Source organism: Legionella cincinnatiensis, assembly GCF_900452415.1.
Taxonomy (GTDB): domain Bacteria; phylum Pseudomonadota; class Gammaproteobacteria; order Legionellales; family Legionellaceae; genus Legionella; species Legionella cincinnatiensis.
Genome location: NZ_UGNX01000001.1, coordinates 801,249 through 827,494, shown reverse-complemented (window position 1 = coordinate 827,494; position 26,246 = coordinate 801,249). Strand labels below are relative to the sequence as shown.

The window sequence follows — 26,246 nt, the reverse complement described above, 5'->3', positions numbered from 1 at the left end:
TTGTTCTGCGAGAAGATGAATTATCAATAATCCTCATGAATAATCAAAAATTATTCCTTTATTTAATAACACCAGTCAGGCAACATATTAGGAGCCGAAGAATATAAGTTGTTTTTGGATTACTGAGTTGGAGTAGGCTTTGTAACTAGGGAATTCTCAACACAATGATCAGCAACCTTATCGATACCCGCTTCATATTCATTATCAGTCATGGTATCTGATTGCCTAATAAGATCCATTAATTTTGGTTGAGCGCACTGACAATAAGCATTAATTAGTTTTTTATCATCCTCTGTTTGTTGTGGCAAAACAACGCTCCATCTATCAAGACAATAATCATTAATATCACTTTCTTTGGCTTTACTTAAAGTAATTTCATCTTCTAGAGAGTCCATCGCATCATGCAATAGAGTTCTTGACATACATAGCTGAATTGCCTTTTTTACCGCATCATCATTCTCTAAAGGCTGTTTTGCCGCACAACTGCAATATTTTTCACCAAAATTTTTATAATCTACTTTATCTTTTGCTTTATCAGCTTTTTTCATCCAAGCATCGGTACATATAGTTTGAAAATCGCTACTTTGTTGTTGAGCATCTGCATACACAGTAAGAGAAAAAAGCATTGAAAGAACAATAGCTGTTCCTTTTAGCGAGGAAAAGGTCATTGTATATCACTCCTTTGATTGAAAATGGTATTTCCCTAATTGAGGATAGCGTATGAATTACAGTTAATCTACTCTTTTATCGCCTGTATCAAAACATAATTTCTATCCTTTTCTTTTGACATAGTAATAATAAATCCCAATAAGAACAAACCACATGAAACCAGCTAATAATATTTTTCTACCCTCATGGCTAAAAAATAGTCTCATAAAAAAGTAAGAATCAATAGTAAAACAAGATAAAAAGTGCAGGGGTAAAGCGTAATCTTCTAATTGTCAAAGCAATCCTAAATCTGGGATGAATAATGATGAAATAACCAAAATATAAATATGAATTCCCTATTCCGTAGAAGCATTGTCTATTCTCTCTTTTCCTATTTCCTTAAGATTAATTTAAATATTTTTCTTTAATATTAAATTCTTATTGTAAAAATATGAGAGTAAATATTATGAAATTTAAAGACCTAACGTCAGAAGATTTAATGAAAAAGATAAGAATATTAAAAAAAGATATTACTTGTTATCCAATGTGGGGCACTATTTTTTTATCAATCACACCAAACCAAAATAAAGTGATCCCTCTAGAAGGAGAATATAAGCCAAATAAAAATTTCGCAGGGACTCTCTCTGAATATCATCACAATCAACGTAATAATAGAAACTTTGTACAAATAGCCGAGCAAAAACTCCGACGCAATAATTTCTACGGCGAATATTATGATAATAATGAAGCTTCTTTAAAAGCACATCTCAACCTTAATAATATAGGTGAATTAGATGAAAAAGTTGTATTAGGATTAATTAAACTGTTAATTGATGAAGCTGAGTCTGATACCAATGGAGTGAAATTTCATTTTAAAATCATTCAACCTTCTGCTCAGGCTAATAATCGATTTAAAAATACAGATCAAATCACCATTTATTTTGACAAATACTCGTCTTTAGGAGACATTGTTTGCCTATCACAAAAGATTGAGTCTTATCTAAGTAATCGAATTCCTAAAAATACAATAGAACTTGGGCCCAAAGATAGTTTTGGCTTTAATTCTTTTGTTTCAGCAAGATTTGATACTAATAAACTGCTTGCAGAATATTGTGAATATCCTTTTTTTGACCTAGAACTTCAAAAGTTTTTTGGCCGGTATACAATCAATGAACTGTCTCATCTTCCAATAGGTGCACTTGAAGCTGTTTTCAATAAAATTATTACTTCAGATCAAATTATAAATCTTGGAAATCGGGAAAACAAAGCGCTAAATGAACAAGATAGTCAATTTGTTCAACAGCAATTTGATACTATGGTTAATAATACAATGTATTATCTTCTCTCTGCAGATACAAATAATTCAGTAAAAATTGAACAAAAAAAAGAAATAGAACAAATTAATTTAATGAAACAAAAAATTTATAATTTAGCTCTTGATTTTAGCTCTTGTAAAAGCGAAGTAGAAATTCATGACCAATTAGAAGAAAAAAAACTAGAATTGAGTCACTATGCTCAGTCGCTGGTAGATTTACAAGAAACATCGGGTAAAGTGGATTCAAAAATTTATAATACTATTCAAGAAGTAATTACCCAAAAAATGTTACAACTTCAAAAAGCTGCTCAAAACTCCATAAAAAATCTAGGTAAAGCGAATTATTTAGATGAAGATGGGGAGCCTCAACCATTAAATCCTCAAGCCGTTAAAGACTTTGAATATTTATTAAGAAGAATTAAAGATAAAGCTGATAAGTTAACAGATCCTTCACCTCTAGGGGTAGAAAAAAAACAAAGTTTATCATCACTTTACTTAGAACTAGATAATGAATTTCGGCAATATAAATCGGGTGCAACAAACTTTGATAATTTTAAAATCAATTGCACCATCGCTATCATGAACGTACGACCTACTTTAGAAAAACATCGAGACGGGGGCTGGAAAGAATTTTTTGTAAATCTCTTAAAGACTATTGCAAGCCTCGGGACAATCCCTCTCTATAATTATTATAATAGCCAGAGAACATGTTTTTTCTCCCCAGTTAAAACTGATTCAATAAATAAGGTAGAACAAATAGAGAGCGCTATAAACGATTTTCAGGAAGAAGCGGATCAACTCCCAAAATGTGGGTTCTAATATATTAGCCACATACATAAATCTAATAAAGCATTAACCCGGCCTCCATTATTTATTTTTATTTTGAGAAAACGATGAGTCTTTTTCATCTTTAATAGGTATGGGAGGTTCCTCAGAAGAATCGAGGATGTTGTTATTTAATAAAGGCGTCCTACACGTAAAACGTAAATGCATCTGATAGTAGCGATCCTTGCCCGAAAATTTTTTTAATGGCTCAGCCCCATATTCAAGTAAAATTCTTTTAATAGTAGGATAACATTTAGGATTCTCGTACTGTGTCTCTCTTGCTAAACGAAGCAGCGTGTTTCCATCCTCTGATTCATAACGTTTCACATCAACATTACATAAGAGCAATCTTTTGATTGCTTTAATATTTCCATCCATGACGGCTTGATTAAGCCAATCAGAGGTATGACCAATAATATTTAGATTATCTCTAATAAAACTAAAATCATTATCAGAAGATGGCATGATGAGGCTGGTTCCAGCCAATAGTTTTGTTTTTGATGCCTGAAAATAATACCAGCAAAACAAGATGTGATAATTGCATGTTTAAAATCCACTGATATCTTGTATTATTTGTAAAATTTCACCTGTTTGTTTTTGCGTATTGAAAAGATCAATTGTATGATTTTTTATTTTTATACCGCCATGTCCCCATATAATCAAATTATTTGCTAGTTCTAAGTCGCACACGTCTGAAAAATCTATCCAATTTTTTCCATCCCCAAGTATATGTACCGTCACATTATGTTGTTTGCAAAGCTCTTGTATTTGTCTGATCCCATTTTGGTGACTGTTATCTTTTTTATTGTCTTTACCTACAACCACAATCAAATCTTTTTTATTCTTATTTTGAATAAGATATAAACCATGCTACAAACTCAAAAATTATTCCCCAAGATAATGTAAAGAAAATACACCTGACAACGACCCTCTTTTTGAAATACTATAATCTCTTCTTGAATAGAATATATGCCATCATCCCGAGGAACATATGATTGAGATAAAGAAACTTAATGAATTACATAGAGATGAATTGTCTTCTTATCTCAATAATTATCAAGAAACCACCATGTTCATTAGGAACAATTTATATTACTCAGGGATCACTTACCAAGATGCACCCTTTCATGGAGAATATTATGGCTCTTTCGAGGACCACCAACTTAATGGAGTTTTAGTTCATTATTGGAACGGGAATATAATGATGCAAGCTGAAAGTTTTTCGATATTATCAGCATTAGTTGACAAGTTTAAACTGAATAGAACAAGGCCAATTGCTGGAGTATTAGGTGAAGATTCTCAAGCCAGTTTTGTCATTGATAAGCTCGAATTGCAACCGCCTTCCCTATTCGCCGTTAATTATCAAGAAAAGCTTTTCTTACTTAATCTTGAAAAAATAATGATGCCCGAAGCAATTCATACATATAACTGTACCATCAAATCAGTACAAGATTGCCAAATAGATGTCATCAAAGAATGGCTTGTTGCTTATCATATAGAAGCGCTTGGAGATGATATTAATAATCCCAAACTTGAAGAATCCATTATTAATGAAATTCACGATAAACAGCTTAGCCAAAATCGATGGGTTTTATTTGTAAATAATACGCCGGTTTCACTGTGTGGATTCAATGCCAATTTACCTGATATTGTGCAGCTAGGGCCAGTTTATACCCCTCTTTCTTTAAGAAATAAAGGTTTTGCCAGAGTCGCTGTATATCTTTGTTTAAAACACGCTACTATGAATAAAGTCAAAAGAGCTATTCTATTCACCAATGAGAATTCTGCTATACGCGCTTATAAATCTCTTGGCTTTCAAGAAATAGGAAAATATCGATTAGCATTATTTAGAAAATAGCATATAAATAAAAAGAAAAGATATGGCGCCAGTCAGAAGCAACTGCCCTCTAATTACTTTAATCTCATCAAGCGATGCTGTGCGAACTATCCTCCATCCACAATTATCAAGTTCAATACATAAGACATGTATTCAATCTTAACGTAGAAAAAGAATAGTTCGGCACATACTGGCTGTTGTGGCGCCTATTATAAACTTAACATTACCCCTTGCTCAGGTTTAATTAATTCTACGCCAATATCATTTTCCTGAGACAATTCGTTTATAATCTGCCTTCCTGAATCTTCCTTAGAATTTGAAAGGTCCACTAATCTGGGTTTGATGTGAGTAACAATAACTGGCAATCCTCGTAGTGAATTTCCTAAATCTAAAGGATCCACAATCGACGCTAATTGTCGCAACTCAAGCATAAATAAGTTTGGTTTTAAATGGCCAAATAATTTGTCATCTGGCTGTGAATTTAAAAATGAGCATTCTAGCATGATGGCATGAAGCTGCTTATTTCTTATGAGTGGTGCAATTTCTTTCCAAATATTCTCCATGTTTGTCGATTTTTCAATGCTATCAGCACCAGTATCACCAAAATATAAGATATATTCAGTCTTATAACGTATTAAAAAAGCACTTGATGCCATTCCAGCATGACTCAAAGGAAAAGCTTTTACGTGCAGATCAGTATTGGGAACAGCACCCCACTCTAGTAATGGCATCGTTTGATAATGTTGGTAATTCAAGTGTGGAATTTCTCCTCTATCTCCAAAATTCCCCCAAACAGACCAATTAAAAATATTTTTTTGCAATGCCTGCATGGTTTCTTCCCGCGCCATAATTGTTTGCTGTTCTCGCAATTCGGGTTGTGCCATCACAAGCCCCATCAGATGATCAAGATGTGCGTGAGAAATGAGGTAAGTCGGGATATGTTTTTGCAACAAATCTTCAACATTTTTATGACGCACTGCTTGTCGCTTGACTGCAACTTCAAGCCCATGCGCCAAAGTACCCCCATCAAGAGCCATATAATTCTCGCTCTCAATAGTCTTTAATAAATAAGCTGATAAATTTCCGTCTTTCAAACCCCCATAGACTCCAAGAGGAACAATTTCGAAAACAGGTGCACAATATGTTGCATGAGACAACAAAACAATAAAAATTGTAATCAATAACTGGCGCATGCGGATTTCCTTTAAATGATTTGGTAATTTTGTAAAATAATACAGTATGGGGGGTTGCTTCAATCACCGTATTTATACGGTGAAAAAATCGCAGCAATAATTATTCAAATGACTTGATAATAGCAGCCTCATTAAATCTTGCAGGAATATGTGGGTGATATTCATTTAACACGGCTTTTCTCCACAACGTCTTCTACATCGCTAAAAGCTTTAAATTCTAGCAACACTTTAAATAGAAGAAATAGTGCCTAGAAATGGCAAGGAGTCTATAGAATAGACTCCTCAATTCAACGGTTTTCATGATGACTTAAATGAGTTCGCTTTAGGTAAGAAACAATCCTTTTTTAGCGAGTGATTCCCAATTACGCACAGTCCCTATATAACAAAAAATTTATATCAAATGTGTTTTTGGGACAGTGAATGTTATTCATTGTATTATTTTGATACAATAAGTTTTTTAAATGAAGACATACTCTATGGATGCACCCGAAAACAAAGCTACTTCCGTTTCAGCCACTCAAGAGCTAAGAGCATTATTTGAGATCGACAATACCAACCGACAAATTGCTTGGTATAATCGCTTCATAACGTGCCTACCCCACGCTATCTTCACTAGTGGTGAACCTGAGATCATCTTCAATCCTGCAGGCTTCACTTACTATAATCTTGAGCTTACTGAAACCATCCCCGAAAATGGCAGTACCCTCACAAGCTATACCATTCCTGAGCTCATCGATACATTCTTAGTTAACGAAGGGGTTGGCATAGCCATCGAGGCACGTAATCCAAAACAAGTTCTCGATCTTAGCTATGGCGACGTCCTAGGTTTTCATCTCTATCGGACGTTTGCTGAACCAGAGAATCATCCCTTCAAAACAGAAAAACCGCATGCCTCTATTATTCGCGAGGACACTGATATCCTCATCAGCGACGTGCCAGCGCAGATCCTGCCCACTACCTCAATAAAATTACTTGAAGCGATCATGCAGCATTTCGGTATCGAGGATGCCAAAATCAAGCTCGTCTATCTCCCAGAAACTGATCAGCATGAGTTAGTTTTCTCGATTGACAAAAATCAATTTGCACCCAGCAAAATACCAGCACTGCTCCAAAAATTAGGCTGGTTTTTACCAAGGTATTACTCATATTTGGCTTGTGATCTGAACAACGTATTCCTTCTAGTTGGAAAACACTAAAACCAAGCTCGCAGTTTGCGCATTGGTTTCATTTCACCAATCTTCTTTATACGTTATTCCTATAATATCAATCTTAATAATTAGCAAGTTATTAAGCATCATCAAGCCACCCGCTTGGGTGTCGGCTTTTGCCTTCACCCAGCTACAATTTTTAATCAATTAAAAGTTAATGGTAGTTCCGGTAGGCGCGGTTATAGGATAAGGATAAACCACTACAGGCGAAACAACAGGAGTTACAATGGGGGTAACGACAGACGTAACAGGTGTCATGGTGACTGCCTTATATGTAACTACAGGTTTATAGGTAACCACTGGTTTGTAGCTAACTGCCGGCGTGTATGCAATTGCCGGTGTATAGGGTGGTGTGTATTTAATTGAACAACATCCTGCCATCAGAATAATATTTCCTAATAAAATAATCCATTTCATTATAAAGCCCCTTGCATGGATGCTTATATAAATAGTAGATTAATTGAACATATAAGGCAATAAAAATACATTCCAACCGAGGTGCAGCGGAATCTGGGATTATAATAGCTCAGCTACCCGGTCCTCAGTTATCTTCTTTAAACTAACAAACAGGTTCGGTATACAGCCAAACTAGGAAATGATGCGGTAAGCGATTAAGTGATAATATATGTTAAAATTAAATTCAAAAGCCAGTTTAAGGATTCTATCAAAACCCCTTAATTCTTAATTAATTAGCATCATAATTTTCACTTATATTTAATTAAGAGGCGTGCTTAAGCTCGACTACATAATTCAACTTAGTTGAGCACGTATAAGTAACTCAATTAATGACTCTACAGAATAACCAAGAGCCTCAGAAATTTTTTCTGGTTAATAAAATGATTTTATTTCTTCTTTTCGTTCATAGGAGGGCAAATCCCCCATCTCAATATGCAATACCTCAGCTATTTCTGATAAGTCTACAGTAACATGATCTTCAATACGATAAATGATATCAACTATTTCTTTAGATACCTCAATGTACGCGAAATGATTTCTAAATAAAACATCGAGAGTGGGCACAAAAAATCGAACTTTATCAAAATTTATCTGCTCTACTTTGGAGCAAAATTTTTTTAGACAGTTGGCGCAAAAATTTAATGAGATATCGTGTAAATTGGTACTTGCACTAATTTCATCAGACATAAAAATCCTCTTTCAATTTTAACGTTTAACGTGTTGGAAAGAATTACATTACAAAAACCAAATGTCAATGATAATGATTATCAATTGCATTTGTTAAGTTCTAATTAATTTTTCCAAATGCGCCCATCCACTGCGCTTATAGCTACAGCCTGGAGAGCAAATGCTGATTCTGATCATATTCCGGAAAATAAATTCTTACACAACAACAAATCAAGGCTTCGTTTCGTGATAAGTAACTTATAAAACGAATCATCTTTTATTTATTCTCCAGAGTCTAATGCATCATCAAATGAAGAAATTGGCGACAGAAAGCCGGAAATATCCTCAGCTTGAAATTTGGCCAGACTCAACTTTTCAAAAAATTTTCGACAAAGCCTTATTTTTTGAGTTAGGATGTGCATTCCTAGTTAAATATATAATTTTAATCCAATTTAACTTGAAGGTGCCGTTTATCGCTTTGTTTGCACCGATTTTTACTGCCTCTCTTTATGATAAATAACTTCAACTGGCGTTTTATAACTTATATGGAACATGATGAAAGATATACAAGAAGAACTTAAAGACCTACTCAACAATTTAGGTTTCATTCCAGATGATTTTAAAATAAATGATAATAATTTAATTCAATGGGGCACCCAATCTGTTCAGCCACTAAAAGATGTAACTACGATCACGAGGCTATCAACAAAAAAAAGTAAAACCTATAAATCAAAATATTCATCGGCTTGGTTAGTTGATTTTGAAAATGATTTAAAAAATGGAGTTTTCAACTAATAAATTTAGAGGGCACCGTCAACTAAATTATGTCAGGAGATTGTCAGGTTCAATTCGGTGGCGATAATGGCCCAATTTATATTGTTGATCAAGGGGATGTGATCATCATCCCAGCTGGTGTAGCCCATAAGAGCCTAAGTAAGAGTAATAATTTTCAATGCATTGGCGCCTATCCGTTAGATATGGAATACGATATGAATTATGGAACTATAGAAGAATATTCACAAGCGCTTGACGCGATTAAACAAGTTGGCCTGCCTAAAAAAGATCCTATTTTTGGCGACCAAGGATTACTCCTTAAGTATTGGAAATAACGCCTAAGTGGTCGCGTAAATTGTTTAATTATGCCTCGCAATGATTCAAATATTAATGCCAAAAGCAAAGCGCCTTCAGTGCCCTAGAAGAGGTATAAGGTTAATTGCTATAGGAAATGAAAAAAACTTGATTACGCATTGACTCATCCAGGCTATTTTCTGTGTTTATTATATTCGCGTATTTTTATATCTGTATTATATTGCGAGAGGGAATATACAGCCCATAAAGCCGCAGGGATCCAACCAATAAGAGTTATTTGTAATATCAAACAAACAATTCCAGCTATTGGGCGACCAATAGTGAAAAATACTGAAAACGGTAAAAATATAGCTAAAAGTAAACGCATTTGAACTCTATCATTAATATATTTTCATCTCATTGTATTCATTTGATGTTTGTTATTCAACGCGTGCTTACCGACTCTGAGTTAACGGTTAAGGTTTTACGTTCTTAATTAGAAATAATCAGCCTGTTTCCATTTTTAAGAGGCCAAATATTTAAGTGTTCAGAAACAAGCTGCGTCATTTATTTCTATTCTATATCCAGTGGTGATTGAGAAATGTGAGACATAAGGGGCTTAAAATTATGGCCACTTACAATAAAAATGAAATGCTACCTCAAAGCAAAGAGGCATTGGAAAGATGGAACCAATACCTTGAATTTTGGTCTCAAGTCAATGTAGCAAGCGTAGGCTGGGCTGACAAGCCCAGAATTTACCATATTACACTTTCCCCTTGAAAGCAACATAAGGATAAGCTATAAACCCAGTCTAACGGAAAACTTCAAATCAAGTCTAAGCAAATGAAATACAGACGTTTGACCATACCAGGTCCCCCTTATTTTTTCACTTTCAAATGAACTTGCACCCTCACAATTAAGCTTGTGATGCTGTGTTTGATGATTTTTGGAAATAATGGAAGAGTGCTGGGCTTTTCAGCCCAGCCTACGCTTGCGTTATTATTTAAATCCATCTGCCCTGTCAAAATTATCAGAATTATAAGTAGGTATAAAGACATTCTTGATTTAGGATAATAGGCTATACAGCAAAATTTGTTGGTACATACTCATCAATAAAATATATAATCAATAAAATCAATGATGAAAGCAATGATAAAAAAAATGATTGCCCATGAACGATTTTCTTTGCAAGAAAGATTTTTGTTTCTCGTGATCTATTAATGATGTATATTTAAAATTAAGTTTTTTATAGAGGTCATCTCGATAACATTTAACACTTTATATGTAAAATATCTGTTGCGGAAGTAGAAAATAACTTTATGAATTATTATGCGATTTTGTTGACCATTAACCGACTCATTACAGGCTTACTCCCGATGCTACTGGTTGCTTGTACTCATCAGCAATCTAATGGTCCGGATCACTATGTGATCAAAGGGAAAACATATCATGTAATGAAATCTGCCAAAAATTACAAAGCAAAAGGAGTTGCTTCGTGGTATGGATCACACGCTCGGAATCAAAAAACATCGACCGGAGAGCGCTACAACATGTATGCGATGACAGCAGCTCATCCAACACTCCCACTTGCTACACGAGTACGGGTCAAAAACCTGAATAATGGTCGGTCGATTGTGGTTCGAATTAATGATCGAGGTCCTTTTTTATCGAACAGGCTAATTGATTTATCCTTTGCTGCCGCTAAAAAACTCGGTATAAAAGGCATTGCTCCTGTTGAAATTGAGGTAGTTTGAAATTGCTAAAATGAATACCAATAATTACAGCAGATTTTTGCATATTATTGATAAAGAGTATAAGTGACTTAGCAGAATCAACTGCATTTAGGAAAAGTTCGGGTAGCAATAGCAAATGTATTTTATGATCTAGAAGAATTAATTCCCCTACCATTTAAGGGTGCCACTTCACTATTAACTCATTAATAAAGATTTCTATACCTTTCATTTCATGGTGAATTAGTGATGAAGAAGTTATATTTATCCTAGAAAGACACTCGAGCTTCCTTGCCCCATCTAATTCACCACTCATTCACCACAATTTTTTAGGTTTACCTTATGCTTTTTTAAAAAAACATTATTAATCAGCATGATAAGATACATATCTTTATCGGGCGAAAGGTGGGTGTTGCTTCTAGACACTCATATTTTATGTCTTTATTCGAAGCATTGATTTTTAGATTTTTATTTGATTAGTGTTTAGCGCATATCAATTGCGTGTTTGTGATTGGCGGTTTATTTTATATTACTGGATATTAATTAGGCAACATCCCTAAAGTTTTATTATAGTTTTTCCAGACCGAATCAGCGCTCAGATTTTTCAAATTATTTCGATCTGACCCCTCTCCCGCGCTAGGAATTTGAAAAAAATCTCTGCGCCAATTCGGTGCCTAATTGAATTTAAAAATTTAAGGTAAAGATATCAATTATTGTATTCCGGTAATTTAATGTTATCCATCAAATCACGTCTCGCAATCATTTTTGCTATCCAAGGGATTGACATAGCACTCATCATTTTATTGCTTACAAACAAACTTAATGATGATTTCGGTGCAAATACTCCCGCAAACTTTAATGCTGCTTCTTGTTTTCTCTTTACAAAAGGTTCGAATAGATCTTGATAACGCGAAAAAGCTAATTGATAGTTCCCTTGAGCCTGATAAAGCTCACCTGCCAAAATATAAGCAGCAACCATCGCTAGAGCAGCACCTTGACCACCCAAAAGTGAAATACAAGATGCGGCGTCTCCTATTAAAGTCACCCGCCCTTTCGTCCAAAGGCCTTCGTTCTTGTTCATACAGATCTGACTCACTCGATCAAAATAAAGTTCATCACAGGTATCAAGAACCCTAAGAATTTGGGCGCACTCCCATCCACTATCACAGAATCTATTTTTCAATTGAGCTTTTTGCTCAGTTAAATCATGTTCTGATAAGTTACTAAATTGCTCATCAGTAAATATAAAGAGAAACATCGTTCGGTCATCACGCTTGGCAAAACGACCCACTTGTTGCCCAACTTGTTTATACATGACATAGACCAATTCATCTCTAGGTCGATAACCATCCACTTCAAAAGCAGCTACTTTATATCCAAGATATTTTTCAAATTGAGATTGAGGTCCAAATACAAGTTCACGAACTTTAGAATGGAGCCCATCGGCTCCGATAACTAAATCAAACTGTCGTGGGTTGCCACGTTCAAAGTTAACATGAACAGCGTTTTCAGTTTGCTCGATATGTTTGATACGATCATCGAAAATCGTTTCAACCTTGCCGTCAAGTTTGTTGAAAATTAATTTTGCCAAGTCTCCGCGAGCAATACTTATATATCGTCCTTGAGTTATTTGGTTAAAAACCTTAACCGGAAAGCCACCTATTCGTTTGCCGGACGAACCAACAATCCTAACCTCTTTAACGTCATACCCCTTTTGCTTGATTTCGGGGACCAATCTCATCCGCTCTGCAATATCAAAACCAGCTCCCCAGAAATCGATGATATAACCACCGGTTCGCAACTGGGGAGCCTGCTCAATAAGGGTAGGTTCAAAACCATACTGGAGCAGCCAATAAGCTAGTGTTGGTCCTGCGATACCGGCCCCGGAAATTAGAATTCTCATATTATTTTCCCTCGTAAGTACGCCTGAGAGTTGCAATATCAAATTTCTTCATCGACAAAAATGCTTGCGTGACACGTTCAATCTGCTTAGGGGTGCCATTTTTCATCATTTCGCTTAAAGCTGTGGGAACTATCTGCCATGAGAGACCATACTTGTCCTTGAGCCAGCCACACTGCTCCGCTTCAGGCACCGCAGAGAGCTTTTCCCAGTAATAATTAATTTCTTCTTGAGTTTCACAATTCACCATGAACGATATTGCTTCGTTAAAAACAAAATCATAATTTCCCGCACTGTCCATTGCTGCGAACCATTTGCCTAAAAGCATGAAATCAGTAAACGCAATTGTCCCTTCTTTACTCAGAGCTTGATCCGAGCCATACCGCGAGACAATGCCACTTCTTGAATTTTTGAATATCGATGTATAGAAATTGATAGCCTCTTCCGCCTTACCACACATATTTCCAACGAACATAAGCGAAGGAATAATGAACTGCCGTTCTTCGCTGCTTGCATCCGAAAGAATAAGTTGCCATGAAAGACCATATTTGTCTTGCACCCAACCATAGTGTTTGCTGAACGGATATTCTTGAAGTGGCATGAGCTCCCTGCCATTGCTGATCAACTTGTTCCACAGCAGGTCGAGTTTTTCTCTCGCATCATTTCCCTGTAAAGGATTGAAATTTACGAGAAACGAAACCGAGGGATTGAATTTGAAAAGGGGACCCGCGCTAATAGCCATAAACGACTGGCTTGAAAGCTCAAATGAAACCACATCACAATCTCCAGATGGCGTGTCATGGATTGTTGTAATATTCGTAATTTTCGAGTTAGGAAACAAAGAGGCGTAGAATTCGACTGCCTCCCTAGCTTCCTTATCAAACCATAAATGTGGTGTTATCTTTTCCATGCATCGTGCCCCTTTCATATATTGAGTACTTCAGGTTTCTAGTTCATCCCTCTCTATCATTGTTGCATTGAAAAACCCATGAGAGTGGATTTATCGATTTTGAGGTCTATCACCGAATACATAATTTTTAAAATATTCAGATCTGCTCCCCATTGTTAACCTCTCTTAACTGACAATTGCACTTGCCAGTACTTATTTAATAACTTCAAATTTAACCCATAATCCAAGAGACTCATCAATTACAATTCTCTTTTATGATTGCAAATGAACTATAGAAAAACTCTGAGCTTCATTTAAAAGTTAATACGATAATCAAAAGACTTGCCCCTTGGGATGATGTCTAACGCTAAACCCTTTTTCCATATTTTTAGTTAAAAGCTTTTTTGGAAAAACTCTAAATTGTGCCAACCCATAAGCATTGAACTCTTATGGGCTTAAATAATACCTAAGGGTTGAAGATAGATACACAACGAATTGATTCGAGATTATCCTTAAAATAAGAAGTTGCGGAACCAGCAGCACGAGATATCATAAGCATGGCGAAAGCAGTAGACATTTTTTCGTCAGCAACTTCAGTAGAACTCCAATAGTCACCCTGTGGAAATTGAGCTATCCACGGAGCATTATCGTATAGACAATAGAGTTGATTTTCAGCTGGCAAGAACCAATTGCTATAGCAGGTGCCTGTTTTACAAGGCGAGTTCCCTTCTGAATCCACCTCATAGTCATCACACAATTGTGCCGCATAGGGTATATCATCATTATTTCCTAATGCACTAATGATTTTCTTCGTGTTCCTCTGTCCGTCTCTGGAACTGGTTGCAAAAGTTCTTATTTTAGTGGAGCCCCAGCCCATATCGTGTGAATTATTGACCGACGCAGCAATCAAATTTTGAAGACCTCCGTTCATGCAAGCAACGATCCCCCCTGCATAAGGATCGCCAATATCCAAAACTTGCATGGTGATAGAAGAATTTATAGTGTTTGTGCCTTTAATCTCAACAGCTTTGCTTAAGGTTCTTGTGCTTCCGGATTTAAAGTAAATCGTGCAAGAGCTGTTTGGCATTAACTCCTTACATTGACTAGCATCCTGGGTTACTCCTTCAGGAAGTCCATAGGCTTGGATGTCTTTACCTCTCTCTTGAGATGTATTGGTCAGAGTAATCGATTTTTGCGTGCTGCTGTTTTGAAATAACGTTAATGCGCATCCTTTCCTTGAAGCAAAACAACCCATCTTGTTCGTTTTAGCCGTGGTCTTTTCTTCTCCATCTACTTTGATGGACAAAGTGACTTTTGGGGGAGTTACAAAATTCAAACTCAAGCGATCATCCATCGCAGGTTGTATGCATGTATTGGCAGCATAGCCCGCTTCATCTGACGATTTCCATCCTTTATCGCATAATACAGGACCAGATTTCGTCATAGGAATCGCTTCTGAACCGTCAATGATAAAACTTAGCAAACAACTTTTTCCTGGAGGTAAGTCGATATTCTGACCACAGAGCTTAGGTTTGCCAGTTTCCTGAATCAAGCCCTGGATTGGGCTCAACTGCAAGCGATAAGCTTTTTTACCCTTGTTGGTTAAACGATATTTTACGGATCCATTTTCATTAACAGGGATATTAACCACTGGGTCGGTAACTGGCTTTAAATATAAATCGGAAGGATTAATTGAACTGAACACATTCAAAGAAAGACTTAGCAATGGTACTGAGAGTGCTAAGGTTATTCTATTGTTACGCATACTTATCCTTAAAAGGAATACAATGTTTCCATATTACATGCAATATATCCAAGCAACAAGGCGGACTATGGAAAGTTTTCATCAAGGGAATCATTAAGAAGTTCAATAAAAGATTAAGTTTTTGAGGACAAAAAAAGCTAATGAATTAAAATCAAATTCTTTTTTTATCGCATTCGATTATAATTTTATTTTGGTGCAAAAAGATCATCGGGCGGATCTTACCCTAACAAAAAGGGAGGAGAAAACGCCCCTACTATAATAATTGACAATCCAACATATCCATTCATTGCTAGCAAGCGGTGTAATACCCTCCCACTCAGCTAGCGCCTTCATGTCAGAAGATAATAATTTTTGAAAATTGGTTGGCATTCTATCATTAGAATTTTAAACCTCTATAAATTATGAGTTATAAAAGAGATCGTAGGCTGGGCTGAAAAGTCCAGCTTCAAATCGTTAGCTTTAGCTCTGAAATTGATTGTGAGCTAAAATACATAATATTAAGTATTAGTCTCTTCAATAGAGCATTTGCTGGGTTTTTCAGCCCAGCCTACGCTGCTGTTTGTTTTTATGTAAGAAGTAACTTTTATGCCTATTCATTGGAATTTGTGTAAATTGACTTAATTTTATACTTCACAAAACGCATTTAAAATTGCCGCGATTGTGATTTACAAAATAACATCTGTATCAATCGAGTCTGACCCCATTGATCTGTGAATAAGTGTTTAGAGCAACTATCAAATGAGTCAGTAGGAGCTAGTTGTATTATAATTTCAATAAATAGTATTAAAATATTGAGCCAATTATGGACTGAAAGAGCGCAAATAGAAACGAGGATGATACTTTTGATATACCAATCAGATGGTTACATCTCCATGATTATGAAGCTCTAAATATCCTATTTAGAATGGAAAATGCAGGCTCTCCCCCAAATAAAGGGGCATTTTAATCAAGTTAGTCTAGACTAACTCTTTGATTTGACGGTCAAAAGGAAGATTAAAATGCCTAAGAAAGATTGTATCCTAAATTTGCCTGAATATTCTATTAAAAAAGTAAGTGGAGAGAACCCGGTTTATATCGAAGTCACTTATCGATGTGTTGTACGATGCATTCATTGTGGGAATAAGAAGCTACGTAAAAAGGATAGTTTCATGAGGCGAATCCGTCATGAATCAATTGGATTGCGTCGTAGTTATTTGTGTATCAAGGCTCATAAGTATTATTGTCCTGCTTGTGGTCGCTATTTTAATCAGCGTTTTCCGGGGATAGGTAAGTATCAAAGGGCGAGTGAGAGTTTACGGAAACAGGTGTTTCACTACCATAGCAAAGGAGTGAGTCAAAAGGATTTGGCTCGAGATTTAAAGCTGGGTAAATCGACTGTAGAGCGCTGGTATCATTACGGTTATGAGCTACGTTATAAAAAGATAGCGACTCGTTCCTGTCCCCGAGGATTAGGCCTTGATGAGCATTCGTTCAATAGAAAGGTGGGGTATGCGACCACCTTTTGTGACTTGGCCAAACATAAAATATTTGATGTGGTTGAGGGGCGTTCAGCACGGGTAGCCTGGTTGCTTGCAACCAGGATTTCACCTGATTGTCGATCCTTAATGCCAGCATAAAAAAATACGTACCGCCCCGAGTTTTGTCTCATCTGTAATTGACCCTGAGGTTTTTGGTCTTCCTTGTGAACTTGCACCACATAAAATAGCCTCTTTATTATTACAAAAGCCTGATAATCTTTGCCGCCTCTGATAAATCCTGGTTGCAAGCAACCAGGCTACGCGTACTGTAAAGCGACTCAATAAACGAGAGCGCTATTTGCAGCAACAGCCTGTCATTGCTGCACTCTATTATTTTAAACAGCGATTACATCGGCTACTCATGAGAAAATACCGCACTGCAAAGCAGTGTACGCGGTTAATACCTCTTTTTCTTAAACGGCTCTACACCAATTAAGGGGGCACTTTAATCGAGTTAGTATAGACTAACTAATTGATTTCGCGATCAAATTGGAGATTAAAGTGCCTAAGCATAATCTTATCTTAAATTTACCTGGATTTACTATAGAAAAGGTGAGTGGCTATCAACCCCTTATATTGGATATTTCATACCATCGATTACCCCGCTGTGCGCATTGTCATAGCAAAGAGGTGCGTAAAAAATCATCTTATATGCGAACAGTGGCTCACGAGTTAATTGGTAATCGTCGTACTTTATTACGTTTCAAAGCATATAAACTTTATTGTAATCGATGTAAGCGATACGGTAACCAACAATTCCCTGGTATCAATAAGCATCAACGTTCGACATGGCGTTTACAAGCGTGCGTGTTTCATGACCACACACGGGGTATATCTCAAAAAGACCTCGCTCAGCAATTTAATAAAGGTAAGGCAACCATAGAACGCTGGTATCATCGGCACTATCAGGAACAAGCCAGAGAGCTAATGAATACACCATGCCCAACCATTCTGGGTATTGATGAACATTTTTTTAGTCGAAAACAAGGATTTGCCACAACGATTTGTGACCTTAAGAAACATAAAATTTTTGATATTGTTAAAGGAAGAAGTGAGACAGACCTTTCGAGTTATCTTGCTTCTTTGGTAGGAAAGGAACGCGTTAAAGTGTGTATGGACTTAAGTAGTACGTACCGTTCCATTGTTAAAAAACATTTTCCCAATGCCAAAATAGTGCCTGACCGCTTTCATGTCATTCGCTTACTTCAACATCAATGTATGATGACCTACCGCGAATTATCGGGCCAAATAAAAAATAACAGAGGCATCTTGGCTTTACTGCGTACACGCCCTGATAGATTATCACCCCAACGAATGCTTAAACGTGATGCCTTTCTCGAAGATAACCCAGCAATAAATGCTATATATCAATTTCAGCAACAACTTCATTCATTGCTCCTACATAAATCCATGAATAAAGATTGGTGTAAAAAAATGATTCCTCTATTTTTAGATAAGCTTGATGAGTTAAAAAATAGTCCGTTTAAAGCCCTGGCAGCTCTTGGAAAGACTTTCTGTCAATGGAAGGAAGAGATAGTGCGTATGTGGCGTTTCAGAAAGTCTAATGGGATTACTGAAGGCTTTCATAGAAAGATGAAGTTGATTCAAAGAAGAGCTTAGGCTCTACCCCAAAAAAGGGGGCATTTTAATCAAGTTAGTTTAGACTAACTCTTTGATTTCGCGGTCAAAAGGAAGATTAAAATGCCTAAAAGAGATTGTATCCTAAATTTGCCAGGATATTCTATTAAAAGAGTAAGTGGAGAAAACCCAGTATACATAGAGGTGAGTTATCGTTGGGTAGTTCGCTGTATTCATTGCGGTAATAAGAAGCTGCGTAAAAAGGACAGTTTTATAAGACGAATCCGTCATGAATCGATTGGATTGCGTCGGAGTTATTTGTGTATCAAAGCCCATAAGTATTATTGTCCATCTTGTGGACGCTATTTTAATCAGCGATTTCCTGGGATAGGGAAACATCAAAGAGCGACGGAGAGTTTACGAAAGCAGGTGTTTCACTACCATAGCAAAGGAGTGAGTCAAAAGGATTTGGCGCGAGATTTAAAGCTGGGAAAATCGACTGTAGAGCGTTGGTATCACTATGGTTATGCACTACGTTATAAAAAGATAGCAACTCGCTCTTGTCCTCGCATCTTAGGATTGGATGAGCATTCATTTAATAGAAAGGTTGGGTATGCTACAACCTTTTGTGACTTGGCCAAGCACAAAATCTTTGATGTGGTTGAAGGGCGTAGTGCTAAAGACTTAGAGAGCTATCTCAAGTCCTTAGAGGGTCGGGATAAAGTACTTGTAGTGTGTATTGATTTAAGCAGCAGCTATCGCTTGTTAATTAAGCGTTATTTTCCTAATGCAAAGATAGTTGCCGATCGTTTCCATGTGATTCGCTTGTTGAATCAGATGAGTCTCCAGACTTATCAACAAATTGACCCTCAAATAAAGTATCAACGTGGTCTATTAGCTGCATTAAGAACGAATGAAGCCAATTTAACGATAAAACGATTAAATAAAAGAGCCAGCTATTTACAGCACCAACCAGCAATTGCGGCTATCTATCACTTTAAGCAACGTCTCCATCGACTCCTGATGAAAAAGCATCGGACAGCAAAACAGTGTCGGCGTTTACTGCCTTTGTTTCTTAAATACGTAACGCTTTTAAAAGAAAGTCCTTTTGAGTCACTAAAAACTCTAGGTAAAACATTATATCAATGGCGGGAAGAAGTGGTTAGAATGTGGCGGTTTACTAAAAACAACGGCATTACGGAGGGATTTCATCGCAAGATGAAGCTAATTCAACGACGTGCTTATGGATTTAGAAATTTTGAAAATTATAGGTTAAGGGTTAAAGTTTTGTGTTCTTGATTAATGCCCCCGGAAATGGGGATGAGCCAGAGCTTATGGCTTTCGTAACTTTGAAAATTACAGAACTCGTGTTAGGGTGCTGTGCTGTTAAATGTGAGGGCCCCCGTAAATGGGAAAGAGCCGAAATTCATTCAACATTGCGCTTATGGTTTTAGAAATTTTGAAGACTCCAGATTAAGGGTTAAAGTTTTGTGTTCTTGATTAATGTCCGTAAATGGGAAAGAGCCGCGATATATAGCACGCGTAGCCTGGTTGCGAGCAACCAGGATTTCACCTGATGTTCGATCTTTTAATGCCAGCGTAAAAAAATACGCACCGCCCCGAGTTTTGTCTCACCTGTAATTGACCCTGAGGTTTTGCTCTTCTTTGTGAACTTGCACCACATAAAATAGCATCTTTGTTATTACAAAAGCCTGATAATCTTTGCCGCCTCTGATAAATCCTGGTTGCAAGCAACCAGGCTACGCTTGCTGAAGGCTTTCATAGAAAAATGAAGTTGATTCAAAGAAGAGCTTATGGCTTTCGTAACTTTGAAAATTACAGAACTCGTGTTAGGGTGCTGTGCTGTTAAATGTGAGTGCCCCCGTAATTGGGAAAGAGCCGGATTTTTTGGTCGGGACGGAAGGATTTGAACCTTCGACCACTAGCACCCCATGCTAGTGAAAACCAATTTCATCAAACTTCAAATAAATTCAAATATAACCTATAACTCCTTTTAAATAAAGGATTTGTTGCCTTTGCATACTTCAAATGATATAAATTGATTTCATACAAGCAAATAAAAAAGTGTAGCCAAAGGTGTAGCCAAATTTGGAACCGTTATAAAGGTCATAACTATGGAAAAGTTTACGCATAATAAAATAGCTAATCTAACCGCTGAAAAAAGTCGATACCATATTACTGAGGGCAATGGCTTTTGTTTACGTGTCTCCCCTAAAGGTACTAAAACCTGGTTCTACCGGTATAAATTCGGTGGTAAAGAAAAATGGCTTACCATAGGTAATTTCCCAGTTATGGGGGTTGCTGAAGCAAGAAAATCCTTTAATGATTTATGGGAGATTAGGCAATCAGGCGAAGATCCTGAAGAAATTATTCAACAAAAATTACTCAAAAAAAATAATAATGTGAAAACAATAATTTCTGATTGGTACAACAATTATATTGTTAAACACCGTAAACAACCCCAACAGATAAAACAACAAATTGATGCTGACATTATCCCCCTGCTAGGAACATTTGAGATTGAAAAAATACAACCCAGAGATATAGCAAAAGCATTGGATAATATAGTGCAAAGAGGCTCTCCTGTTCATGCTAATAAAGTCCTAAGTACTTTAAAGCAAGCTTTTAATTACACTGTAAGTAGAGGCGAAATGGCAATTAATCCAGCCACAAACATTCGAGCAAGAGACATAGGGGGATTAGAAAAGTCTCGAGATCGCAACCTTGATCTCGATGAAATTAAACAATTATGGTTGTTTTTGGACAGTGATAATCATTCTATGTCCATTCAAATTAGAAATGCCATTAAAATCATTTTATTAACCGGAGCAAGAACAGGCGAGTTAAGACTAGCCAAATGGTCTGAATTCAATTTTGAGAAGTCTCTTTGGATCATCCCTGCAGAAAATCATAAAATTGGGATGAATATGAAAATTCATCTCAGTAATCTTACTAAAAAGCTCCTGCTGGAAATAAAAGAAATCACCCTATCTAATTTTGTTTTAACTGGAGCCAATGATGATGTTCCACTAGCTGATAAGTCGATTGCTAAAGCAATCCAACGCATTCAAAACCGTGTTGGAATTCCTCAATGGACAGCACATGACCTGCGACGTACTTTTGCTACTCAGCTTGGAGAAACCTTAAGAATCGATCCTGTTGTTATAGAAAAATGTCTTGGGCATAAAATGCCTAAAATCATGGCTACTTATAATAAAGACGAAATGCTGTATCAACGCAAAGAAGCTTTAGATAAATGGAGTAACCTAATCGAAGAATTAACTAATTCACACATTTGAATTTGTGCAACTATAGTGGTACACTTATAATGAATAAAAATATTGAGTATATCGCCTATCGGGGTGATAAATTTACGATTGAATGGTACTTTGATGAAAAAGAGTATAGCCAATCTCAAGAATATTATTACGCTTTAGATAAAGATGAACGTATTCAGTTATTAAAGCTTTTAAAGAGAATGGGTGATGCCGGTATCATTCACGATAAGACCAAGTTTAGGCACGAAGGAGATAAAATTTATGCTTTCAAGCCTAAACCGGATAGATTTTTATGTTTCTTTTTTGAAGACAAGAAAATTATTCTAACTAATGCCTTCAGAAAAAAGCAGGATAAGTTGCCCTTAACCGAAAAAGCCAAGGCTTTAAAGGTTATGGAGGAGTATACCAATAGAGTAAAATCGGGTGATTATTATGAGTGAGAAACAATTATCTACTTTTGAAAGAGAAATGCAGGATCCTCTTTTTCGTGAGCAGTTTGAAAAAGAGTATGATGAATTTCTATTATCTGAAATCATCAAAGCACTGATGAAAAATGGCAAAATGACTGTGAGAAAACTTGCGGAAAAAGCAGGCCTCTCTCCTACTGTGATTCAAAAAATTCGCTCAGGTGAGCAAGACGATGTAAAACTAAGTAACTTTTTAAATATCTCCCACTCCTGTGGTTTTAAGGTTATTTTAGAGAAAGGAGATGATAAGTATTACTTATAACGGGTAAATTGCTCAAAGTAGCTATCAGCCACTTTGAACAATGAGGTAGATTTTACTTTATATATTGATTAATCCAATTATCAATTACGTCTTTATGCCAAGCCAGTGTTGTGCCATGTAATTTAACAGGCTTAGGAAATCTCCCATCCATCCACCAACGGCGTAAGGTCAAACGATCTTTGCCAATAATGGATTCGACATCGTTAATAAACAAAACTTGTTGTGTAAATAATTCATTTGCAGGTTGCATTCTTGACTCTCCAAATCGATTTGTTACTTAAGCAGCAAACCCACTTTCCATTTACCTTTGTGCTCTACATCAATTACCATGGTAAATAGCTTCAGTAAATTTAGTTCAACTTTGCTTTCCTTGGGTAACCGATCAAAGTGATGAATCAACTGTAAATGAGCCACTGACAAATTAGCTAAATTGGCAATTCGTTGTAGAGAAAAATTGGTAGAATCCAGTAAATACTGAATGATCTCTTTATAGATGGTGAGCTTCTGATCATGAAACATTTCGACATACTCCTGTAAAACAACTATACAAAAAAATAATTCGCGCCAAATTAACATTCAGTATCATCTGGCGAAACCAATATTAAAACGATATTAATTTTGTTATCAATAGTTATTTTTAAAATATTTTAATTAATATACGATATGATATTGAATGATATTATTTTATATGATAATTTTTTTACGACGTTAAATTACAAGGATAATTTTATGAGTAATGGACCTTATCAATCCTTTGCAACGCGATTGATTAACACGCTCAAAGATAGAGGACACACTGCCTCTCGCTCCCCAAATGGCATCTGCATTAAAACTCTCGCTGAGTTTACTGGTGCATCTGAGCAAATTTGCCGACGTTATATACGGGGTATTGCTTTACCTGACTATGAAAAAGTCAAACAGCTAGCTCAACATCTGCAAGTAAACCCAGGATGGTTACTCTTCGGTGAGGAAGGACATTCTGCACCTAAGAAAAATGAAGTCGATGAAACACTGCTTCACTACATCTTGAAACAAAGCCACCATTTATACCCCATTTCTCAAGGGAGTAATGACGATTACGCTGATTTTGTGTTAGGATTGATCAAGGAAGTGCGTTCTATTGACACTTCGGAAAATAATTTACTAAAAATCATTGACTTGGCCATAGGCTCTATTTCTTCATACGAAGAAAAAAGAAAAAAGCACAGTCATGCAGTTTAAGAAGTTTGTAGATATGGATGTAACAGCTGTTGAAGTAAGGCTTCACCCTAAAGCCAAAGAATTTCTTTTTGAACATTTTGTCATCATGCGTAAAGTGTTCTCTGATGTACTAGGACAAGTAGAAACAGACTATGCTTCTATTGCCCTTATTAATCATGAAGGACAGATCTTTTTTATGTCCTCGAATCCATCTATAGAACAAAATTTAATTGAGAAAAGTCTGTGGCTTTTTGACGGTTGTTTTCAACTAAGCTTTATCAACCAAGATCAACCCAAATTATGGAGCGAACTGCTTCATATAGGCTGTATAGAAGCAATTAAAAAATACAAACAAATAGATCCAGGGTTGATTACGGGTATTTCCATTCCTACTGAATATGATTCTTATCGGGCAATCTTTTCATTTGGATTAAAACGGCTCAATCCCTATATCCAGAATAAAAGCTCCATTCATTGCGACAAACTATCAGCCATGGGCAAGTTTGCATTAAGGCGAATTCAAGAGTACTTAACTTTTCCCGACCAGCAGCCCTGCATAACAACGAAACCCAAACTTAAATTAATCATTAACAATCAGGTGAACTATGAACACACTCCTGGATAAAAACGACCCTATTTTAAAACAAACCGCTGAGCCAATTGCAGAATCAGAATTTGGCAGCAAATGGTTAAAAGAACTGATTAAAACTATGTTCGACATTATGGCTGACAAAAGTGCTGTAGGTGTAGCTGCTCCTCAAATTGGTATAAGCAAACGCGTTATTGTATTTGGAACTAATTACACCAAACGGAGAAAACCAGAATACCCAATTCCTGATACAGCCTTAATCAATCCTTCATTAAAGATTCTCTCCCAGGAAATTCAAACTAGTTACGAGGGTTGCCTGAATTGCGGGGAATTAATGGGAGAGGTTCCAAGAGCTATGGATATTGAATATTCCGGCTTTGACATAGATGGAAATAGAATTACCAAAAAAGCTTCTGGGTTAGAAGCCCGAATTCTGCAACATGAAATTGATCACCTGGATGGTTTTTTATTTTTAGACCGAGTAGAGGATCAAGACTCAATAACCACATTATCGGAACTGCAAAATAAAGGATAATATGATGAAGCACCAAACCCGAATTATTTTGGCAGGCACACTAGGCAATTTAATTGAATCCTTTGACATGGCTATTTGCGGCCTACTCTCAGTCTATATTGCTAAATTCCTGATCGGTGATGCATCCAAGGGTTTGTTTCTTGTTTTTCTAACTTTTTTTGCTGGATACCTAGCTAGGCCTATTGGGGCTATGATAATGGGATTGCTATCTGATATCTATGGCAGGAAAATTATTTTAGCAGGATCAATACTAGCAATGGGTGTATCAACCACTCTAATTGGCTTCATCCCTCCGCAAAGTACTATAGGTATATTTTCAGTTGTGACTTTATTAGTATTGAGAATTATCCAGAGCTTTTCCTGTGGTGCAGAATATCTGAATTCCTCAGCTTATCTGGTTGAAAATGCCGAGGCAGCAAAAAAAGGCTACTCGGGCAGCTGGGCTTCCTTTGGCGCTATGTCAGGGATGCTGGTAGCGTCATTGGTGGCATTAGTAGTTACTTACTTTACTAACCACTATCCTGAGCAAGATTGGCTAATCTGGCGCGTGCCTTTTGTCCTTGCGTTATTAGGTTCATCCATAGGCTTATACATCCGTTTGTGTATTCCTGAGAGCATGGAGTACATCATGTACTATGCGGATAGGCCAAAGCCTAAATTTAAAAGTCTACTTTCTGAGTCAGTCAGTTATATAAAAAACAACAAGATACAATCGCTTTATGTATTCATATTAAGTTGTTTGGGTGTTACTACTACGTTCCAAATTTATATTTATGGACCAATGCAAGCACATTTATATGGTCATTTTCAGGATCATGAAATAATCCTGTCGAATATACTCTCATTAATTGTCTTACTTGCTGTATTTCCTTTAGTCGGAAAACTGTCTGATAAAATGAATCGAGAGAAAATTGTTATCTTTGCTAGTTTTGGTTTCTTAGTTCTTTCTCAGCCATTCTTTTATGCACTGTCTAATCAGGATATTTTTAATCTTTTACTAGGACAAGCATTAATTGCAATTCCTGCAGGAGCTTATTATGCGACAGTTCCAGTAATATTATCGGAGATGTTTCCAATTAAATTACGCTGTACTGTTTTGTCAATTTTATACTCCACAGCCGCTAGTTTATCAGCTGGATTAGCTCCATTGCTTTCGTTGGTTTTGGTCAAAAAAACAAGCGTTGCTTCATCACCATCATGGCTAGTATTTATTCTTGTCTTCGCAGCCATAGGTTGTATGTTTATAAAAAGAAACTCCGCAACCTCTGCATTACTATTTAAAAATGCATCAAACTAAGG

General features: G+C 36.4%; 28 protein-coding genes and 4 pseudogenes. 20 read left to right on the top strand and 12 right to left on the bottom strand.

All coding sequences use genetic code 11. The features are described 5' to 3' along the window. Positions 1–119: 119 nt before the first annotated feature. The gene (locus DYH34_RS03765) at positions 120–668 is read right to left on the bottom strand and encodes a hypothetical protein (protein ID WP_058465887.1); all 549 of its coding nucleotides are present in this window, start codon (positions 666–668) and stop codon (positions 120–122) included. Positions 669–1,114: 446 nt separating this feature from the next. Here DYH34_RS03765 and DYH34_RS03760 point away from each other — a divergent pair, with 446 nt between their 5' ends. After that, positions 1,115–2,782 (top strand): hypothetical protein, encoded by a 1,668-nt coding sequence (locus DYH34_RS03760; protein WP_058465886.1) that lies wholly within the window; start codon positions 1,115–1,117, stop codon positions 2,780–2,782. Between the two features lie 48 nt (positions 2,783–2,830). Here the strand turns inward: DYH34_RS03760 and DYH34_RS03755 are convergent, their stop codons facing one another. Together DYH34_RS03755 and DYH34_RS03750 are read right to left on the bottom strand one after the other, a co-directional pair. Next, positions 2,831–3,253: a hypothetical protein gene (locus tag DYH34_RS03755; protein WP_058465885.1), complete on the bottom strand. Its 423-nt coding sequence runs from the start codon at positions 3,251–3,253 to the stop codon at positions 2,831–2,833. A gap of 81 nt (positions 3,254–3,334) precedes the next feature. Beyond that, positions 3,335–3,613, bottom strand: a complete 279-nt coding sequence (locus DYH34_RS03750; RefSeq protein WP_058465884.1) for a hypothetical protein — start codon at positions 3,611–3,613, stop codon at positions 3,335–3,337. A 166-nt stretch (positions 3,614–3,779) separates the two neighbouring features. Here DYH34_RS03750 and DYH34_RS03745 point away from each other — a divergent pair, with 166 nt between their 5' ends. After that, entirely contained in the window at positions 3,780–4,646 is an 867-nt protein-coding gene (locus tag DYH34_RS03745) for a GNAT family N-acetyltransferase (protein WP_058465883.1), read from the top strand. Between the two features lie 188 nt (positions 4,647–4,834). Here DYH34_RS03745 and DYH34_RS03740 read toward each other — a convergent pair whose 3' ends face one another. Continuing rightward, entirely contained in the window at positions 4,835–5,818 is a 984-nt protein-coding gene (locus tag DYH34_RS03740) for an MBL fold metallo-hydrolase (protein WP_058465882.1), read from the bottom strand. A gap of 476 nt (positions 5,819–6,294) precedes the next feature. Here DYH34_RS03740 and DYH34_RS03735 point away from each other — a divergent pair, with 476 nt between their 5' ends. Then, positions 6,295–7,014 carry a hypothetical protein gene (locus tag DYH34_RS03735; RefSeq protein ID WP_058465881.1) on the top strand — a complete coding sequence of 240 codons (720 nt, stop codon included), beginning with the start codon at positions 6,295–6,297 and terminating at the stop codon, positions 7,012–7,014. Positions 7,015–7,173: 159 nt separating this feature from the next. On the opposite strand, the gene DYH34_RS03730 is transcribed toward DYH34_RS03735, so the two are convergent. Continuing rightward, positions 7,174–7,443 (bottom strand): hypothetical protein, encoded by a 270-nt coding sequence (locus DYH34_RS03730; RefSeq protein ID WP_058465880.1) that lies wholly within the window; start codon positions 7,441–7,443, stop codon positions 7,174–7,176. A 411-nt stretch (positions 7,444–7,854) separates the two neighbouring features. Further along, the gene (locus DYH34_RS03720; protein WP_238589551.1) at positions 7,855–8,169 is read right to left on the bottom strand and encodes a hypothetical protein; all 315 of its coding nucleotides are present in this window, start codon (positions 8,167–8,169) and stop codon (positions 7,855–7,857) included. Between the two features lie 289 nt (positions 8,170–8,458). Between DYH34_RS03720 and DYH34_RS03715 the strand changes: the two genes are divergently transcribed. The 3 genes from DYH34_RS03715 to DYH34_RS03705 are packed head-to-tail and all read left to right on the top strand — an operon-like array spanning position 8,459 to position 9,257. After that, positions 8,459–8,668 carry a hypothetical protein gene (locus DYH34_RS03715; RefSeq protein WP_131775211.1) on the top strand — a complete coding sequence of 70 codons (210 nt, stop codon included), beginning with the start codon at positions 8,459–8,461 and terminating at the stop codon, positions 8,666–8,668. Positions 8,669–8,700: 32 nt separating this feature from the next. Further along, entirely contained in the window at positions 8,701–8,943 is a 243-nt protein-coding gene (locus DYH34_RS03710) for a hypothetical protein (RefSeq protein ID WP_131775210.1), read from the top strand. A 29-nt stretch (positions 8,944–8,972) separates the two neighbouring features. After that, positions 8,973–9,257 (top strand): cupin domain-containing protein, encoded by a 285-nt coding sequence (locus DYH34_RS03705; protein WP_058465876.1) that lies wholly within the window; start codon positions 8,973–8,975, stop codon positions 9,255–9,257. A gap of 152 nt (positions 9,258–9,409) precedes the next feature. Here DYH34_RS03705 and DYH34_RS03700 read toward each other — a convergent pair whose 3' ends face one another. Further along, complete coding sequence (locus tag DYH34_RS03700) at positions 9,410–9,604, bottom strand: YqaE/Pmp3 family membrane protein (protein WP_058465875.1); 195 nt, start codon at positions 9,602–9,604, stop codon at positions 9,410–9,412. Positions 9,605–9,800: 196 nt separating this feature from the next. Here DYH34_RS03700 and DYH34_RS18290 point away from each other — a divergent pair. Continuing rightward, a pseudogene (locus tag DYH34_RS18290) lies at positions 9,801–9,996 on the top strand (hypothetical protein); the annotation flags it as partial. A gap of 539 nt (positions 9,997–10,535) precedes the next feature. Continuing rightward, positions 10,536–10,970: a septal ring lytic transglycosylase RlpA family protein gene (locus tag DYH34_RS03690; protein WP_058465874.1), complete on the top strand. Its 435-nt coding sequence runs from the start codon at positions 10,536–10,538 to the stop codon at positions 10,968–10,970. A gap of 682 nt (positions 10,971–11,652) precedes the next feature. On the opposite strand, the gene DYH34_RS03685 is transcribed toward DYH34_RS03690, so the two are convergent. The 3 genes from DYH34_RS03685 to DYH34_RS03675 form a co-directional block, all read right to left on the bottom strand. After that, positions 11,653–12,849, bottom strand: a complete 1,197-nt coding sequence (locus DYH34_RS03685) for an FAD-binding domain (RefSeq protein ID WP_058465873.1) — start codon at positions 12,847–12,849, stop codon at positions 11,653–11,655. 1 nt (position 12,850) lies between these two features. After that, positions 12,851–13,756 carry a VOC family protein gene (locus DYH34_RS03680; protein WP_058465872.1) on the bottom strand — a complete coding sequence of 302 codons (906 nt, stop codon included), beginning with the start codon at positions 13,754–13,756 and terminating at the stop codon, positions 12,851–12,853. 445 nt (positions 13,757–14,201) lie between these two features. Continuing rightward, a complete protein-coding gene (locus DYH34_RS03675) occupies positions 14,202–15,500 on the bottom strand; it encodes an Lcl C-terminal domain-containing protein (protein WP_058465871.1) in 1,299 nt (432 codons plus the stop codon). Positions 15,501–16,498: 998 nt separating this feature from the next. On the opposite strand from DYH34_RS03675, the pseudogene DYH34_RS03665 reads away from it, so the two are divergent. The 8 genes and pseudogenes from DYH34_RS03665 to DYH34_RS03630 form a co-directional block, all read left to right on the top strand. Further along, positions 16,499–17,054: pseudogene (locus DYH34_RS03665) on the top strand (helix-turn-helix domain-containing protein); the annotation flags it as partial. 222 nt (positions 17,055–17,276) lie between these two features. Then, positions 17,277–17,435 (top strand): annotated as a pseudogene (locus tag DYH34_RS03660) (ISL3 family transposase); the annotation flags it as partial. Positions 17,436–17,518: 83 nt separating this feature from the next. After that, positions 17,519–18,637 (top strand): ISL3 family transposase, encoded by a 1,119-nt coding sequence (locus DYH34_RS03655; RefSeq protein ID WP_115342555.1) that lies wholly within the window; start codon positions 17,519–17,521, stop codon positions 18,635–18,637. An 81-nt stretch (positions 18,638–18,718) separates the two neighbouring features. After that, positions 18,719–19,894 (top strand): ISL3 family transposase, encoded by a 1,176-nt coding sequence (locus DYH34_RS03650; RefSeq protein WP_058463644.1) that lies wholly within the window; start codon positions 18,719–18,721, stop codon positions 19,892–19,894. 466 nt (positions 19,895–20,360) lie between these two features. Then, positions 20,361–20,465, top strand: a pseudogene (locus DYH34_RS18670) (transposase); the annotation flags it as partial. Between the two features lie 265 nt (positions 20,466–20,730). After that, positions 20,731–21,915: a tyrosine-type recombinase/integrase gene (locus tag DYH34_RS03640; protein WP_115342553.1), complete on the top strand. Its 1,185-nt coding sequence runs from the start codon at positions 20,731–20,733 to the stop codon at positions 21,913–21,915. 29 nt (positions 21,916–21,944) lie between these two features. Further along, a complete protein-coding gene (locus tag DYH34_RS03635; protein ID WP_058463372.1) occupies positions 21,945–22,334 on the top strand; it encodes a type II toxin-antitoxin system RelE/ParE family toxin in 390 nt (129 codons plus the stop codon). After that, on the top strand, positions 22,327–22,623 hold the full coding sequence (locus tag DYH34_RS03630) for an AsnC family protein (RefSeq protein ID WP_058463373.1): 297 nt from the start codon (positions 22,327–22,329) through the stop codon (positions 22,621–22,623). The genes DYH34_RS03635 and DYH34_RS03630 overlap by 8 nt, the downstream gene beginning before the upstream one ends. A 52-nt stretch (positions 22,624–22,675) precedes the next feature. On the opposite strand, the gene DYH34_RS03625 is transcribed toward DYH34_RS03630, so the two are convergent. Further along, the gene (locus DYH34_RS03625) at positions 22,676–22,873 is read right to left on the bottom strand and encodes a helix-turn-helix transcriptional regulator (RefSeq protein WP_058463374.1); all 198 of its coding nucleotides are present in this window, start codon (positions 22,871–22,873) and stop codon (positions 22,676–22,678) included. A gap of 23 nt (positions 22,874–22,896) precedes the next feature. Continuing rightward, positions 22,897–23,142, bottom strand: coding sequence for a hypothetical protein (locus DYH34_RS03620; protein WP_058463463.1), 246 nt, complete (start codon positions 23,140–23,142; stop codon positions 22,897–22,899). Between the two features lie 210 nt (positions 23,143–23,352). Here DYH34_RS03620 and DYH34_RS03615 point away from each other — a divergent pair, with 210 nt between their 5' ends. Genes DYH34_RS03615 through DYH34_RS03600 form a run of 4 tightly spaced genes read left to right on the top strand, consistent with a single transcriptional unit; the run spans position 23,353 to position 26,244 of the window. Continuing rightward, positions 23,353–23,844, top strand: a complete 492-nt coding sequence (locus DYH34_RS03615) for a helix-turn-helix domain-containing protein (RefSeq protein ID WP_058463375.1) — start codon at positions 23,353–23,355, stop codon at positions 23,842–23,844. Continuing rightward, on the top strand, positions 23,834–24,448 hold the full coding sequence (locus tag DYH34_RS03610; protein WP_172465398.1) for a flagellar biosynthesis protein FlgJ: 615 nt from the start codon (positions 23,834–23,836) through the stop codon (positions 24,446–24,448). Before DYH34_RS03615 ends, DYH34_RS03610 begins: the two co-directional genes overlap by 11 nt. Next, the gene (def, locus tag DYH34_RS03605) at positions 24,429–24,947 is read left to right on the top strand and encodes a peptide deformylase (protein ID WP_058463376.1); all 519 of its coding nucleotides are present in this window, start codon (positions 24,429–24,431) and stop codon (positions 24,945–24,947) included. Before DYH34_RS03610 ends, def begins: the two co-directional genes overlap by 20 nt. 4 nt (positions 24,948–24,951) lie before the next feature. Next, positions 24,952–26,244: an MFS transporter gene (locus tag DYH34_RS03600; protein ID WP_058463377.1), complete on the top strand. Its 1,293-nt coding sequence runs from the start codon at positions 24,952–24,954 to the stop codon at positions 26,242–26,244. Positions 26,245–26,246 lie beyond the last annotated feature (2 nt).

Excerpts from the sequence above, each read along its gene's own strand:
- DYH34_RS03765 (WP_058465887.1), bottom strand. The coding sequence starts at position 668 with ATGACCTTTTCCTCGCTAAAAGGAACAGCTATTGTTCTTTCAATGCTT.
- DYH34_RS03760 (WP_058465886.1), top strand. The coding sequence starts at position 1,115 with ATGAAATTTAAAGACCTAACGTCAGAAGATTTAATGAAAAAGATAAGA.
- DYH34_RS03755 (WP_058465885.1), bottom strand. The coding sequence starts at position 3,253 with ATGCCATCTTCTGATAATGATTTTAGTTTTATTAGAGATAATCTAAAT.
- DYH34_RS03745 (WP_058465883.1), top strand. The coding sequence starts at position 3,780 with ATGATTGAGATAAAGAAACTTAATGAATTACATAGAGATGAATTGTCT.
- DYH34_RS03740 (WP_058465882.1), bottom strand. The coding sequence starts at position 5,818 with ATGCGCCAGTTATTGATTACAATTTTTATTGTTTTGTTGTCTCATGCA.
- DYH34_RS03735 (WP_058465881.1), top strand. The coding sequence starts at position 6,295 with ATGGATGCACCCGAAAACAAAGCTACTTCCGTTTCAGCCACTCAAGAG.
- DYH34_RS03730 (WP_058465880.1), bottom strand. The coding sequence starts at position 7,443 with ATGAAATGGATTATTTTATTAGGAAATATTATTCTGATGGCAGGATGT.
- DYH34_RS03720 (WP_238589551.1), bottom strand. The coding sequence starts at position 8,169 with ATGTCTGATGAAATTAGTGCAAGTACCAATTTACACGATATCTCATTA.
- DYH34_RS03715 (WP_131775211.1), top strand. The coding sequence starts at position 8,459 with ATGAAGAAATTGGCGACAGAAAGCCGGAAATATCCTCAGCTTGAAATT.
- DYH34_RS03710 (WP_131775210.1), top strand. The coding sequence starts at position 8,701 with ATGATGAAAGATATACAAGAAGAACTTAAAGACCTACTCAACAATTTA.
- DYH34_RS03705 (WP_058465876.1), top strand. The coding sequence starts at position 8,973 with ATGTCAGGAGATTGTCAGGTTCAATTCGGTGGCGATAATGGCCCAATT.
- DYH34_RS03700 (WP_058465875.1), bottom strand. The coding sequence starts at position 9,604 with ATGCGTTTACTTTTAGCTATATTTTTACCGTTTTCAGTATTTTTCACT.
- DYH34_RS03690 (WP_058465874.1), top strand. The coding sequence starts at position 10,536 with ATGAATTATTATGCGATTTTGTTGACCATTAACCGACTCATTACAGGC.
- DYH34_RS03685 (WP_058465873.1), bottom strand. The coding sequence starts at position 12,849 with ATGAGAATTCTAATTTCCGGGGCCGGTATCGCAGGACCAACACTAGCT.
- DYH34_RS03680 (WP_058465872.1), bottom strand. The coding sequence starts at position 13,756 with ATGGAAAAGATAACACCACATTTATGGTTTGATAAGGAAGCTAGGGAG.
- DYH34_RS03675 (WP_058465871.1), bottom strand. The coding sequence starts at position 15,500 with ATGCGTAACAATAGAATAACCTTAGCACTCTCAGTACCATTGCTAAGT.
- DYH34_RS03650 (WP_058463644.1), top strand. The coding sequence starts at position 18,719 with ATGCCTAAAAGAGATTGTATCCTAAATTTGCCAGGATATTCTATTAAA.
- DYH34_RS03640 (WP_115342553.1), top strand. The coding sequence starts at position 20,731 with ATGGAAAAGTTTACGCATAATAAAATAGCTAATCTAACCGCTGAAAAA.
- DYH34_RS03635 (WP_058463372.1), top strand. The coding sequence starts at position 21,945 with ATGAATAAAAATATTGAGTATATCGCCTATCGGGGTGATAAATTTACG.
- DYH34_RS03630 (WP_058463373.1), top strand. The coding sequence starts at position 22,327 with ATGAGTGAGAAACAATTATCTACTTTTGAAAGAGAAATGCAGGATCCT.
- DYH34_RS03625 (WP_058463374.1), bottom strand. The coding sequence starts at position 22,873 with ATGCAACCTGCAAATGAATTATTTACACAACAAGTTTTGTTTATTAAC.
- DYH34_RS03620 (WP_058463463.1), bottom strand. The coding sequence starts at position 23,142 with ATGTTTCATGATCAGAAGCTCACCATCTATAAAGAGATCATTCAGTAT.
- DYH34_RS03615 (WP_058463375.1), top strand. The coding sequence starts at position 23,353 with ATGAGTAATGGACCTTATCAATCCTTTGCAACGCGATTGATTAACACG.
- DYH34_RS03610 (WP_172465398.1), top strand. The coding sequence starts at position 23,834 with ATGCAGTTTAAGAAGTTTGTAGATATGGATGTAACAGCTGTTGAAGTA.
- def (WP_058463376.1), top strand. The coding sequence starts at position 24,429 with ATGAACACACTCCTGGATAAAAACGACCCTATTTTAAAACAAACCGCT.
- DYH34_RS03600 (WP_058463377.1), top strand. The coding sequence starts at position 24,952 with ATGAAGCACCAAACCCGAATTATTTTGGCAGGCACACTAGGCAATTTA.